Source organism: Bradyrhizobium sp. LjRoot220 (assembly GCF_964252915.1).
GTDB lineage: Bacteria > Pseudomonadota > Alphaproteobacteria > Rhizobiales > Xanthobacteraceae > Bradyrhizobium.
Genome location: NZ_CAXUPS020000013.1, coordinates 1 through 14,032, shown reverse-complemented (window position 1 = coordinate 14,032; position 14,032 = coordinate 1). Strand labels below are relative to the sequence as shown.

Here is a 14,032-nt window from a genome sequence, read left to right as displayed (position 1 = left end):
GTCCCGGCGCTCAGCGCGCGCCGATCGCCTTGAATTTCCGAACCTGGTCCGTCAGCGCCAGTTCCACCGGCAGGCGCTCCATCGAGGAGGCGCCGTAGAAACCGTGGCAGTTGCGGGTGTTCCTGATAATGAAATCCGCGTCTTCGGGGGTCGCGATCGGACCGCCATGCGCGAGCACGAGAATTTGCGGATTGATGCTCAGCGCCGCCTCGGCCCAGGTGCCGATCCGCGCCGGGCAGTCTTGCAGTTTCAGCGCTGTCTGGGCACCGATCGAACCGCCGGTGGTGAGGCCGAGATGGCAGACGATGATATCGGCGCCGGCGATCGCCATCGCCGCGGCTTCCGCTTCGCTGAAGACGTAAGGCGTCGTCAACAGGTCCATCTCGCGGGCTTTCGCGATCATTTCGATCTCCATCGCGTAGGACATGCCGGTCTCTTCGAGGTTGATGCGGAAGGTGCCGTCGATCAGCCCGACGGTCGGGAAGTTCTGCACGCCGGAGAAGCCCAGCGTCTTCAGCTGATTGAGGAAGAGATCCATGTTGCGGAACGGATCGGTGCCGTTGACGCCGGCCAGAACCGGCGTCCGGGTCACGACCGGGAGCACCTCGCTGGCCATCTCCAGCACGATGGCGTTGGCGTCGCCATAGGGCATCAGCCCGGCGAGCGAGCCGCGGCCGGCCATGCGGTAGCGGCCGGAATTGTAGATCACGATCAGGTCGACGCCGCCGGCCTCCTCGCATTTGGCGGACAGCCCGGTACCGGCGCCGCCACCGACGATGGGTTCGCCCCTGGCCGCCATCTCGTGAAACTTCTTCAACAGTTCCGCACGTTCAAACCGGGGCATGGGTCACCTCACCACTCTTCGCCGCCCGCCGGCGCGTCCGAGCAGGGCACGGAACGCGCTGACAATCGTGGCGGCGAACTCAGGATCATTGATATGCTGCTTGACGCGAATGAGCTGGCGATTGCCGGTCTGGCGTACGGTGTGCTCCAGCGCACGGAACAGGGCGGCGTCGGCTTCGACGTCCCAGAACGGCTGGCCCGGCGCGTCGAGTGCCGAAACGCCGCCTTCGGGAAGGAAGAAACGCACCGGCCCGTCCATTTGATTGAGCCGTTCGCCGATCCATTTTCCGATCCGCTCGCTCTCGTCCGGCGTGGTCCGCATCAAGGTGACCTGCGGATTGTGTACGTGGAGCCTGCGCTGCCGGTAGCGCTCCGGAATCGTGTCGGGCGCGCCGAAATTGACCATGTCCAGCGCGCCGACCGAGCCGACATAGGGCACCCGGCTGCGGATGACGGCGCCAAAGCGGTCGTCGCCGGCCGGAAACACGCCGCCCATCAGAAGGTCGCAGACCTCCGTGGTGGTGAGGTCGATGACGGCAGCCAACTGTGCGGAATCGACCAGCTTCTCCATCGAGCGGCCGCCGACGCCGGTGGCGTGGAACACGACGCATTCGAACTCATCGTTCAGTTCGGCGGCGATCTTTTGCACCGCAGGCGTGGTCACCCCGAACATGGTGATGCCGATCGCCGGAAGGCCGACGCCCGCCTCGCGTGGCCCTGATTCACGCGCGTCGAGACGCGCCTTGACCATGCCGGCGAGCGCGTTGGCGCCGTTGGCGAGCACCGCCCGCGAGATCGAATTGAGACCCTGCACGTCGGTCACCGAATACATCATGGTGATGTCGGCAGGCCCGACATAGGGGCCGACATCGCCCGAAGCCACCGAGGAGATGATGATCTTCGGCACGCCGATCGGCAGGGCGCGCATGCCCGGCGCAACCAGCGAAGCGCCGCCCGAGCCGCCGGCGGCGATGATGCCGGCGATATTGCCCTGTCCGCGCAACCAATTGACAAAGGCCTCCGCCATCGCCGTCACCGACGCGCCGCGATCGGCACCGAAAACGCTCGAGCCGCCGCGGCCATGGTTCAGCGCGATCTCCTGCGCGGAGACGTCGCAAGTGGAAGCCTTTCCGCTGGTGGAGACGTCGACGAGGCGGGTGCGCAGGCCGCTCTTCGCGATGATGTCGCGGATGAAGCGCAACTCGGCGCCCTTGGTGTCGAGCGTGCCGACCACCAGTACGACAGGTGGTCCGGAGGTCTGGGTCGTGGCCGGCGCGCGCCTTTGCCGGGCGGCCTCCTCAAGCCGCGTGACGCCCGTCGTGACGGTGCGCGCGGCAGCTTCGATGCGCGCGATCGGTACCGGCTGTGACCATCGCGTCGGGGCTGCGGGATTGGAGATGAATATCCGCACCGGGCCCTTGCTGCGGACCGGCTGCGGCGCATGGCCTGCTTCGGCCGTTGCGGGGCGTGTTTCGACCTCGAAACCAACGTCGTCGTGCAGACCGACGCCAAGCAGGCGCTGTTGCAGGTCGCGGTCGGCGGCTAGCCGCGCCGAGTCGATGATACGGTTGACGCGGCCATTGACCATGATGGCGACGTTCTGGGAAATCGCCGTCGCGACGCCGATATTCTGCTCGATCACCAGCACGGACATGTCGCCGTCTTCGCCGAGGCGTACCAGCATCTCCTCGACCTGGGCGACGATGACCGGCGCCAACCCTTCGGTCGGCTCATCCATGATCAGCAGCTGCGGATTGGTCAGAAGCGCGCGCGAGATCGCGAGCATCTGCTGTTCGCCGCCGGACAGTTGACTGCCGCCATGGTCCTTGCGTTCGCCAAGGCGGGGGAATGTTTCGTAAATGCGTTCGATCGTCCATGGCCCGCGACGCATCCCGGCCGCGAGTTCGAGATGCTCGTTGACGCTGAGCGAGCGCCACAGCCGCCGGCCCTGTGGCACATAGCCGACGCCGAGGCGCGCGATCCGCGCCGGGCTCAGCCCGATGGCTTCCTCGCCGCGGATCCGAACCGAGCCACTGCTGGCCCGAACCAGGCCCATGATGGCCTTGCACAACGTGGTCTTGCCCATGCCGTTGCGTCCGACCACCGAGAACACGCCGCTTTGCAGCGTGACGTCGACGCCCTGCAGCGCATGCGAATGCCCGTAATAGACATCGAGTCCCTTTACCTCGAGCGCGGGTGCGGCGCGGCGGGCTTCACTCATGGCCGCCTCCGAGATAAAGCTCCTGCACCTCGGGATCGGATTCGATCTCGCGGGGCAGACCTTCCTTGAAGATGCGCCCGTTGTGCATCATCGTCACGCTCTCGACCACCCGCAGCGCCACGTCCATGTCGTGCTCGATGATGATGTAGCCGATATGCGCGGGCAGCGAGGTCAGGATCTGGATCAACTCGAGCCGCTCGGCCGGCGAGAGCCCCGCTGCAGGCTCGTCGAACAGGACGAAGCGCGGCGCGCCGGCGAGCGCGAGCGCGATCTCGAGCTGGCGCTGCTGGCCGTGGGCAAGTTCTGAAACGCGCTGTTCCCGGACGGCGGTCAAATGCACCGCCTGCACCAGCGCGTCGGCGGCGTGCATCAGCGCGTCGTCCGCGCCCGGGCGCAGCGGAGAAAACCGTCCGCGCGAAACGCCGCAGCAGGCAAGATAGACATTGTCCTGCACCGTGAGGCCGGGAAACAGCGCGGAGATCTGATAGGTCCGGCGCAGACCGCGGCGAATCCGCTCATAAGGCGGAAAATGGGTGATGTCTTCGCCGAAGAAGCGGATCGTGCCGGAGGAGGGTGGAAAGTCGCCGGTGATGCAGTTGAACAGCGTGGTCTTGCCGGCGCCGTTCGAGCCAAGCACCGCGCGCCGTTCACCCGGCCGCACCGTGATGGTGACATCGGTCAGCGCCGCGAGCGCGCCGAACATGCGCGTCACGCCGCGTAGCTCCAGCGCGGCGCCGGCGCCGACCGTGTACAGGCGTTGCGCGACGCTATCCATGCCGCTTTTCCTCGCGACCATCCGCGCGGGCCTGGCCGCGGCCGGTGCGGCGGCGCCATTGCTCCCAGAGCCCGATCACGCCGTCCGATGACCAGAACACGATGGCGAGGAAGCCAAGGCCGATCAAAAGCCGGAAGCGATTGCCGTCGAGCCCGAATTTGACGAGAAAGTCGAGCGCAAAGGTGCGCAGCATCACGAAGATGAAAGCGCCGATGAACGGGCCGATCGGCCGCGTGATGCCGCCGACCACGGCGATGATCAGGATGTCGATGCAGGCGCCGACGCTGACCGACCCCGGCGAGATCTGCCGGTAGTTCCAGACCTGCAGGACGCCGCCGAGTCCCGCGACGAACGACGCGACCGCGTAGGCCGCGACCCGATGCGCGTTGACATTGAAGCCGAGCGCCGCCATGCGCCGGGGATTGTCGCGCACGCCCTGCAAAGCGAGGCCGAACGGCGCGCGCGAGAGATACTGGACCGCGAAATAGCACAGCGCGGCTGTGCCGAGGGCCAGGTAATAAAACGGAATGTCGGAGCGCCAGTCGACGCCCAGGAAATGCGGGGTGGCGACGGTGTTGATGCCGGTATGGCCGCCGAAGATCGGCCAGTTCTGGTTGGTGAAGTAATAGAAGGCCGCGCCGATCGCCAGCGTGATCATGATGGTGTAGATGCCCTCGGTGCGCACCGCGAGCGTGCCGCCAAGCGTGCCGAACAGGGTTGCAAGCGCGAGCGCCATCGGGGTCGCAAGCCACCACGGCCATCCCATGCTGATGTTGGGATTGCCGCTGACGCCGATGACCGCGACCATGTAGCCCGCGAAGCCGGCGATGGTGAGCTGCATCAGGCTGACCATGCCGCCATAGCCTGCGAGGAACATCAGGCTGAGGGCGACGATGCCGAGGATCAGGGTCGTGGCGAAAATCTCGATCAGGAAAAAGCCGCTGGCGATCAGCGGCATGATCACGAGGATCAGCGCGACCAGCCAGGCGAAGGGGTTGTTGAGTTCCGGCCAGGCGCGGGCGATCGCCCGCCGCACCGCGGAAGCGGGTTGGCCTGCTTGAAGCTCGGCACCCTGGGTCAACGACATGTCATCGCCTCGCCAACAGGCCCTGCGGCCGCAGCGCCAGCACCAGCACCATGATCAGGAAGGTTACGACGATCGCGTAGGTCGGGATGTAGACGGAGCCGAGCTGCTCGGCGAGACCGATGATGACGGCGCCCAGCGCCGCACCCGGTATCGAGCCCATGCCCCCGACGATCACGACCACCAGCGAGGCGAGCAGGAAACGCGTGTCCTCGCCCGGCGAAATCGATTGGAACGTGCCGCCGACAACGCCAGCGATGCCGGCAAGGCCCGCACCGAGAGCGAACACGAGGACGAAGACGAGCTGGATCTGCACGCCGGTGGCAGCCAGGATGTCGCGGTCATCGACGCCGGCGCGCACGATCATCCCGATCCGGGTGCGATTGAGCGCGAGCCACATGGCAACGCCGATCACGACCGAAGCGGCGAAGATCACCAGCCGCACCAGCGGATATTGCAGGTAGACCGCCTCGCCGGAGGACCTCACTGCGGTGACGAACGGCAATTGCGTTGGCCCGACCAGCCAGTTAGGCGTCTGGATCTGGTAGAAGTCGCCGCCGAATGCCCACAGCATCAGGTCGGCGAACACGATCGAGAGCCCGATCGTGACCATGGTCTGCCGCAGATCCTGGCCTTCCATGCGGCGGAACACCAGGATTTGCAGGAGCACGCCGACCAGCGCCACGGCAAGGAATGCGACGACGAAACTGAGGACCCAGGAACCGGTCCAGGTGCTGATGGCGTATCCGACATAGCCGCCGAACAAATACAGCGAGCCGTGCGCCAGATTGACATTGCGCATCAGTCCGAAGATCAGGGTGAAGCCGCTGGCAACCAGGAAATAAAGTCCACCGAGCGTGATGCCGTTGAAGATGGCGTTGAGGAACACGCGCTTGCGGCCGATCGCCGCCTCGAGACCCGGCGGCCAGATCGCGAAGATCAGCCACAACAGCACGGCGACCGCGAGGATCGTGATCAACGCCCATGCCGGATGGCGCTCGATGAACCTGCTCACGCAAGTTCTCCGGCTGCGGCGGCTTTTCCGGCCGCTGCGGCGTTTTGCCGGGCACCCGCCAATGCCTCCATGTCCACGGCGTGCGCTGCCATTGACGTGCATCCTCCCGCGTCGCGACCGTCTTTTAGGTGTCGCGTTTCCGCATCCTAACGGCGGCGGGAGGGAGGGATTTGATCGAGAGTATCTTTTATCGCTGCGCCGGCGCCCTGCTCAGGGATGCAGGACCTTGGCGGCACGGCGGTAATCGGTCGGCGCCATCCCGACATTGGCGGCGAAGAAGCGGGTGAAACCGCTCTGCGAGGTAAAGCCGAGATCAACGCTGATGTCGGCGATCGGTGTCTCGGTGGCGACCAGCGCGTCGAGCGCCTGCTCCATCATCAGCGTGTTCAGGTACAGATGCGGCGTGACGCCGGTCTGGGTGCGGAAGAGCCGGTAGAAATGCGGCCGCGAAAGGCCGGATTCGCGGGCGATCGTGTCCAGTTCGATCTCGGCGCCGGGGTTTTCGGACATCAGCTTGATGGATTTGCGAACGCGAAAATCCGTGATGGCAGCGGTGGCGCGCGCTCCCAGCGCCTCCGACTGCCGCCAGCTTTCCTCGTAGCAGATATCGATCAGTTGCCTGAGTTCGCAATCGAGGGTCCTGAGCGAGGGGGCGCCGCAGACCAGCGCCGCCGTGCGGTGAACCTGTTTGTCGAGCGTATCCGTGCGCTTGAAATGCGTGCGGCCGAAGCGCAGATTTTGCGAGTTCGCCGCAGAAGGCGCAAACCACTCCGCATTGACATAAAGCACGAAGAAGATCGCACCGTTTGCGGTGTCCATCGGCAGGAAGTTGTGCGGTTCCCAGGGATTGACTGCGACGACGGAGTCCGCGGTGAGCAGCCAGCGCTGATCGGATACGTCGATCTGCGCCGGCGTTCCGCCGACATGGAAGATCAGGTGTCCCTCGCGGTGTGCATGCACGTTGAAGGCACGGTTCAACTGATAGACCGTCGCGCGACCGAATTGGCCGTGGAAGACGGCAAGCGCCCTGCTCATGTCCTCCCTCCCCAAGGTGTCTTCGCTTTCAGGGTGTCCTTGCTTTTTTTATCAGCGTTCAACATCCGAGGAGGGAATGCAAGGGTGAGGCGCGTTCCTGTTGCAACCGCGCCAGCCAGTGGCCGGCGCGCTCGCATCTGCAAAAAATAGGTCAATACTTCTTGCATTCTGGAACGGTTCGGCTTGGCAGCCCGATCTTGGCGAACACGGCCGGATTATAGCCGAGCGTCTGGTTCACATTTGGAATCACCTTCACGACCTTGCTGAACAAGGCGCCTTTGCCATCGTCCACGACCTCGGTCACGAAGTTGGTTCCGATCGCCTGCCGGTTGGAGTCGAGCTTGATCTTGCCGTTGGGGGCGTCGAGCTCGATCTTGGCCAGCGCTTCCCTGTACTTGGCCTGGTTGTTGCTCAGGTCGCCATTGACCTGACGCAGCGCCAGGATCAGCGCCATGGTTGAGTCATAATAATTGGTGGCGAGCAGGGAGGGACTCGGGAAGCGCTTGTTGGGTGGAAACGCGTCCTGATAGGCCTTGACGAATTTCTGCCAGCCCGGATCCTCCCAGGTATCGGCCTGGCCGCTGGCGGCGATGGTGCCGATCAGCGCGTTCTTGGCATTGCCTTTGGCCGACAGGATGGTCTGGTCGACCATGATCGAACCGCCCATCAGTTTGGCCTTGCCGCCGGCCTGCTGATACTGATTCAGGAAATTGACGGCATCGGCGCCGCCAAGGCCGAGATAGATCGCATCGACGTCGTCCGGCAGCGCGGCGATGACGGAAGCAAAATCCTTGGTGCCGAGCGGAACCCATTGCCGGTTCGTCACCTGTCCACCGGCGCCGCAGAACTCGAGCACCAGCCCGAACACCTGCGTGTAGATGAAGGAATAATCATCGCCGACGGTCGCGATCTTGCGATAGCCCTTGGTTTCATAGGCGTACTTGCCGAGCCCGACCTGCCATTGCGCGCCGTCCATGTTGTAGCGGAAGAAGTTCGGCGCCGGATCGACATACGTCGTTTCCTGAGCGCCGGAAGCGGCGTTGATGAAGGTGAGTTCCGGGCGGGTCTTGGCAAAATTCTTGACCGCGATGCCTTCGTCGCCGGACAGCGGCGAAAGCAGGATCTGCACCTTGTCCTGCTCGATCAGCTTGCGCACGGCGCGTATGGCGGAGTCGGGGGTCGCGTCCGTCGACGCGATGATGAATTCGAGTTCCTTGTCGCCGACCTTCTTGCCCAGGATGTTGAGCGCGGTCTGGTGGCCGCGGATGCCGTCTTCACCGAGCACCGTGTAGGTGCCTTCCAGGGTTGCGGTGACACCAACCTTGATCTTCTCCTGCGCCATCGCAGTCCCCGAAAGCAACAGGCTGCTCAACGCAATCAGTCCCAAACTGCCCTTCAACATTGCCTCCTCCTTTTCGCCAAATTCGTTTTGCGCCCGGTCGCTATCGGTGCGATCGAGCTGTTTGGACGTGGCGGGAAAGCTAGCCGATGATGCCCACAGAGCGGATGTCTTCGCTCCCATATTGCTTGACCGCCAGTCTCATTTTGCATGTTGCGCCGCAGCGCGTAACAAGGGTTCGACATCGCCTTCGGGATCGAAAAGCGATTTCGCGTGAACGGCCGCTACGGGCGCCATGCGGAAACTTCGACAAGTCGGCACTACCGACCCAGTGCAAATCTCGGAAAATCACACCTTCTTCACCGGCGGAATCTTCCAGGACCCATTGATGATCGATGGGTTCTTCTCGCTCGGCCAGTACAGTCGCATCATCAGAATGAAGTCGCCCGCCGGCGCTGGGAGCCAGTTGGATTCCCTGTCTTTGCCGGGTGAGTCCTTCTGAATGTAGAGATCCGTCGAACCGTCCGGATTGGATTTCAGATTTTGCCGCGCGCTGATCGAATAGCGGTTGAGCGGATTGTTCACAAAAAAATAGTCTGCGTCATACATGGTCAGGGACCAGAAGCCGAGCGCCGGCGGCAACTCCCCCTTGGCGAACCGGATTACGTATTTGTTCGCGCCATTGTATTTCCGTCCATCTGCATCCTTCAGAGAGGTCGGATAGACCGCATCCTGGGGCCGGTTAGCGCCGAGGCCAATCGCGGTGACAAGCGCCCGCATCAGATAATCCGTGCCGTAAATGCCGGTCTTGGTCGTAAAACCCCAACCGCTCTCGTCCTTCATATCCTTGTTGACCTTGAACTGGAGCATGATCCGGTCGACGGCGGCTTCAGGCACACGCTTGAGAAAATCGGCCTTGAGCTTGCTTTCATCGAACTCCTGGCCCGGGACGATGCCGATCCTGGCGAATTTGGCGAGCTGCGGCGCATCCGCAGTGGCCGGTGGATTGTCCACCATCAGCCTGCAGAGCAACCTAAAATACGCCACTGCGTCCATCCGGTTGACTTGCTCACGCACCGCCGTCTTCATATCGATTGACGGATCGACCGTGTGTTCGGGCGGAGTGTACGGCTTGCCATAGGAACTCAGCGGGACGAGCTTGAACTCGTCCTGCAATTTGTGAACTTCGGCGTAGTCCTCCGGCGTACCAGTGCAGTAGATGCGGCCGAGCAGCCAGACGAGGCTGGTCGGCGACTTGTATTCCTTGACGCCGGCGGGCAAGGAGCCCTTCCACCCGGGTCCAGTGATCGCATAAGTCTGCGCAGCAGTGCCAGTCGTGCGCTTGCCGGGTACCTGGAATACTGTGGTCCAGCCGTCCAACATCGGCAGCAGGGCGTAGCGGCCCTTCATGTCGGGGATGCTCAGCACCCACGGTTCTTTCCCGACATCGAAAAAACCAGTGGTGTAGAGCGTGTCCGCGTTGGGTGCGGTGACGTCGCGATACGAAGCGTTCGGGTACGACCTCACCTTGACGATCTGGCCCATGGGGCCGCGGGTCGCTTCCGGCTTCGCGACGTTGGTGAAAACGCGGCGCGTCATCTCCATCGTCACGAGCGGGTAGCCGAAAATGTAGGCGTCGGTGGCGAGCCAGAAGTCCTCGAGCCCTTCACCGATCCCAAGAAAAGAGCCGAGTTCGGCTCGGCTTACGGTGGTGCCGGATGTTGCGGCCAGCAGGCTGAGACCGCCCAGAGTTACGTCGCGACGAGTGATGCTCATTACAATTCTCCAGTTCGATGGGTGGGTTGGATTGCTTCGGCTCCGCAGAGGTTTCGCGATATCAAATTATCTACCGACGGGGCATTGCCCTTTCGGGCAAGTTGACGTCCGTTGCAGGTCATCGATGGACGTGAATGACGCGGCATCATTGTCAGGATCGATCCCACAGATTCATTTCGCGAGCAGGACTGCGGCTTGGCGCGACTGGCCTCCGATGGAGCGTTTGCTGTCGGCTGTTGTTGGGCTCACACAGATGCCAAGGCGCTCGGGTGCCAAGGCGCTCGGGTGCGAGGTCGATCGCGCGGGCCGGGAAAGCGCGGATCGATGTCAGGAACCGCGGTAGACTTGCTCTGCCGCCGTCAGTCAGCCCGGAATCTCAAGCTCGACGAACATGTCGGTCTGTTTCGGCTTGATACGGATTTTCTTCCAGGCACCGAGCGCAGGTTGTTTGCCTGGATTGCAGCCTGCCGGATTGATACCGTCCATTTGCAAAACCCTGCCCGAGGTTCTTTCACGCAATTTCCTGAACAGTTTCTTTGCCGGCATCTTCCAGCCGTTGGCCTTGGTGATGTTGGGGTCCTTTTTGTGGACGGGAATCAGTGCCGCCAGATCGGGATGAGTCATCTTTTCGAACGCCGCCACCAGCGTGGAGTTATGACTGCCGTGATGGCCGACCTTGTAGAGCACGGTCCGCGCCAGCAGGTCGTCGGTGGAGGTCCTGGTATTGTCCCACTTTACGTCCGCCCAACTGATCCAGTTTCCGGTCTGGGCATCGGCGGCAAACAGCAGCACCTTGCCGCTTTCGACCAGCTCGATCGCCAGCGCCAGACTCGAGTTGTTTGTGTAGGTGTCCAGGAAGAGGGCCAGGGTCTCGGCCTGGTCCATCCAGTCGTCGTCGATCCTGCGCCATTTTTCGGCGGGGCTGTTGTAGCCGGCGATCAGCTTGCCCAAGGGGTCGGATTTCAGCTCGTTGCCGGTGCGCTTGTAGGCCTGATTGAACGGATACTGCCGCTCCTCTGCGGAGGTGCCGCGGGATTGATGCTCACTGGCGTCGAAAAACTTCGAGGCGGCCAGCAGCGCCGACGCGAGCGCGTGATCGTAGCTTTCGCCCTTGCGAGGATCCTTTCTGTACAGCAGGTCGGTGTTTCGCGGCGGACCCAGGACGTGAATCTTCACGCTGCCGGCACTTAAACCGGGCATGTCGAGCGCTTGTCCGGGATTGAGGTAGAGCGTCTTTTTGCCCAAATCCTTGAGGATTTTGACCGCATCGGCAGGAAGTTCCGGGGGCTCGGCGGCGTCTTTCGATCCAAAAAAGCCGAGCGCGTCGTTGAGCGCCGACAGGCTCGGATGGCCGGCAGACATGCCGGTCATCGACTGAAGTTTGTTGCGAACCTTGAACAGCGTCTTTCGAAGGTTGTTGAAGTCGTTGCCGATCTTGCGGGCCTTCCTGTCGTTGGGATCATCCAGCCAGGACAACCAGACCTGCTCAACCCCGATCTGGCGAAAGATGTCTTCGCAGTGAACGAACCCGCTGACGTGGTCGTTATGCTGATGCGTGCCGACGACCACCGAAAGCGGAGCGCCGCCGAGTTCCTGCTTGATGTCGGCGGTGATTTTCTTCAGGCGCGCAATCGACTTGGCTGAATTCCTGAACGATCCGCAGTCGATCAGGATGCGGCTGACCTTGGCTCCGTCGGTGAATGTCAGCAGAAAGCAGTCGCCCAGTTCATCGAGGCGGTACATCCTTACATTCGCGGTGAGTGTGCCCATGAGCGGCCGCCCTCAATGCCGATGCAGCAGGTTGAAGTTCAGATGCCACGGCCTGTCGTCGTCGACATATGGCGATATCGAGGCCGGAGCAGCCTCGCTCTCGCCCAGCAGATAATCACGCTGACTCTCGAACCTGGCGTGACTTCGTATGTTTTTTTGAATCACCAGATCGATGGTATTGAGATCGCCCAGCTTGAAGATCAGCGACGATCCGCCGCGGAACGTCATCAATCTGGTTTCGCCATCCAGGCCGATGTCGGCCGTCACGCTTTGCGTCAGCGTTACCAGCACCTGCTCGATCTGCCGGTTCTCGCGTCCGCTTCGCAGCGCCGCACGCACCGTGTGTACCTCGACCTTCGGCACATAATCGTTGTTTCGCTTGCCGTCCTTGTAGAACGCGATCGGCTTGGCGAGCCGGCCGAACATCTTCGAGACCGGCAAGGAGGTGAGCCCGAGCTTGTTGAGAAACCGCTCCCATTCCGGCCCTGCGAAAGCCTGCGCATTGAACAATTTGTGAATCTGGCGCCGGGCCTCGCGCGACAGCTCGTAGATCTGTTTGCGGTCGACGGTTTCGATCAGCTTCATAATGAGCGGCTTCATCGTCTCGGCCAGCTGATGAATGATCTTCTGCTCCACCTTGGGAAGATCCGGCGGCGACCAGGCAAGGCTCTCGACCGAAAGCGTGCTGACGCGGTTGGGAAAGATTCCCCGCGCCCGGAAGGCTTCGATCAGTGCGATCCGGTAGCCGGTTTCGTCTTCGGGCGCGATGTCGAGGTCGGCGGTGATGAGGGCGCGCAAGTAATCGCCAAATGAAATGTCATGGGGCGGGCAATAGTCCAGCGCGCGGATGCAGATGTGCAGCAGGTGTCCGGCGATGTCGCGCGCTTCCAGCGCCAGCCGATGCACGAGGTCGCGGCTGATGCTGCCCTCGGGCAGTTGTCCGGTCCCGTTTGACGCGATCCGGAACAGATCGGCGGTGCGATGGGTGTACAGGCGCTGAAACGCGTCGAAGACCGTTGCGACCAGTACGGCGCCGCGATCATGGGCCTCGATATTGTTGGCATAATCTGCCGGATCGGGCTCCCGCTTGTGCCACTTGCCCTTGGCATCCCACTCACCGATCATGCTGCGCAGCGCGCCGCGATTTCCCTTGAGGGCTTGTCCGAACTGCGTCGCCAGCTCACCAAAGACGGTGTAGCGATCCAGCCGCCCGCCGCTCAGGTAAAGCTGGTGTTCGACCAGCTCGAGGAATGTGAATCGCTGCAGCAACGCGACAATATCGGAAAATCCTTCGTGGAAGGCTGCCACGTCGGCATTGGTATCTTCCATGTATCGATGGTGAATGGAATCGAGGATCGCATGGGTCATTTCATGCGCGACAATGTCCGGGCTGAGGCAGGTGCACACCAGCCCGCCGGGATAGTTGGCGCCCTCGATCTGATCCGCCGCCGCAAAATACCCGAACAGCACCGCCTTCTTGTCCGGATCGTAATAGGCGTTGGCGTCGCGCAGGGCGTGCGGATGCAGCCTCAACCGACCGACATATTCCTCCCGGAGCCGGCTGCCAGCATTTTTTGCTCTGGATCTGGCGTAGCGGGGATACCAGACGATCTTGCGGCCCAGCGCACGTTCGAAGTGCCAAATTGTCTTCATCGCGACGGCATAGACGAACTGCTGGTGAAACTGCGGGTTGCCCTCGCTGGGCGCAAGGCCGGCTTGCGAAGCCACCTCGACCCGGTTGAGATCGACCGGCTCGTACCAGCACTTGCTCGCCGGATCGAAATCGACAATCTCGACGTATTCGCCGATCGGGCCGGGCTCGAGGTCTTCGAAGGGTATTCGGTACGTGACTTCGTTAAAGCTCGCGGTATCGAGCCGGGTCGAAAACCCGGGATCGAGGCTATACCCGCGCAGGTTGCGAAAAGCCGGACGTGCCATAAACTAATTTTGGTTGAATAGACTTGGTTTTGCAAGCAGAAAGAAGTTTGACGAGGGGTGATCGTATGCGGGCGACGGCACGGCGATGACGAGCGGCGTACGACGTGACGCATCCAGCCCGTCGGGCAAATCAGTTCCGATTTACAGAATCCGTGTCAAGTCAAAAATTATAGAGAATGAAAAATATTTCGCTTTTACAGAATCGCAAATCAGTTTATATCCTCACCCATCCCGTC

At 62.3% G+C, this 14,032-nt stretch carries 10 protein-coding genes; all 10 read right to left on the bottom strand.

All coding sequences use genetic code 11. The features are described from left to right. Nucleotides 1-10: 10 nt before the first annotated feature. The 10 genes from ACSQ84_RS33070 to ACSQ84_RS33025 all read right to left on the bottom strand — a co-directional run bounded on the left by ACSQ84_RS33070 (nt 11) and on the right by ACSQ84_RS33025 (nt 13,796). The gene (locus tag ACSQ84_RS33070) at nt 11-844 is read right to left on the bottom strand and encodes a phosphoenolpyruvate hydrolase family protein (protein WP_436215937.1); all 834 of its coding nucleotides are present in this window, start codon (nt 842-844) and stop codon (nt 11-13) included. Nucleotides 845-847: 3 nt separating this feature from the next. Then, nucleotides 848-3,064, bottom strand: a complete 2,217-nt coding sequence (locus tag ACSQ84_RS33065) for an ABC transporter permease (RefSeq protein WP_436215936.1) — start codon at nt 3,062-3,064, stop codon at nt 848-850. Then, nucleotides 3,057-3,839 (bottom strand): ABC transporter ATP-binding protein, encoded by a 783-nt coding sequence (locus tag ACSQ84_RS33060; RefSeq protein ID WP_436215935.1) that lies wholly within the window; start codon nt 3,837-3,839, stop codon nt 3,057-3,059. The genes ACSQ84_RS33065 and ACSQ84_RS33060 overlap by 8 nt, the downstream gene beginning before the upstream one ends. Then, nucleotides 3,832-4,926: a branched-chain amino acid ABC transporter permease gene (locus ACSQ84_RS33055; protein ID WP_436215934.1), complete on the bottom strand. Its 1,095-nt coding sequence runs from the start codon at nt 4,924-4,926 to the stop codon at nt 3,832-3,834. Before ACSQ84_RS33055 ends, ACSQ84_RS33060 begins: the two co-directional genes overlap by 8 nt. A 1-nt stretch (nt 4,927) precedes the next feature. Further along, complete coding sequence (locus ACSQ84_RS33050) at nt 4,928-5,938, bottom strand: branched-chain amino acid ABC transporter permease (protein ID WP_436215933.1); 1,011 nt, start codon at nt 5,936-5,938, stop codon at nt 4,928-4,930. Between the two features lie 210 nt (nt 5,939-6,148). Further along, the gene (locus ACSQ84_RS33045; protein WP_436215932.1) at nt 6,149-6,973 is read right to left on the bottom strand and encodes an AraC family transcriptional regulator; all 825 of its coding nucleotides are present in this window, start codon (nt 6,971-6,973) and stop codon (nt 6,149-6,151) included. Nucleotides 6,974-7,124: 151 nt separating this feature from the next. Then, nucleotides 7,125-8,375 carry an ABC transporter substrate-binding protein gene (locus tag ACSQ84_RS33040; protein WP_436215931.1) on the bottom strand — a complete coding sequence of 417 codons (1,251 nt, stop codon included), beginning with the start codon at nt 8,373-8,375 and terminating at the stop codon, nt 7,125-7,127. 285 nt (nt 8,376-8,660) lie between these two features. Further along, nucleotides 8,661-10,088 carry a DUF1254 domain-containing protein gene (locus ACSQ84_RS33035; protein ID WP_436215930.1) on the bottom strand — a complete coding sequence of 476 codons (1,428 nt, stop codon included), beginning with the start codon at nt 10,086-10,088 and terminating at the stop codon, nt 8,661-8,663. Between the two features lie 363 nt (nt 10,089-10,451). Then, nucleotides 10,452-11,858: a hypothetical protein gene (locus ACSQ84_RS33030; RefSeq protein WP_436215929.1), complete on the bottom strand. Its 1,407-nt coding sequence runs from the start codon at nt 11,856-11,858 to the stop codon at nt 10,452-10,454. A gap of 12 nt (nt 11,859-11,870) precedes the next feature. Next, nucleotides 11,871-13,796 (bottom strand): hypothetical protein, encoded by a 1,926-nt coding sequence (locus ACSQ84_RS33025; protein WP_436215928.1) that lies wholly within the window; start codon nt 13,794-13,796, stop codon nt 11,871-11,873. Nucleotides 13,797-14,032 lie beyond the last annotated feature (236 nt).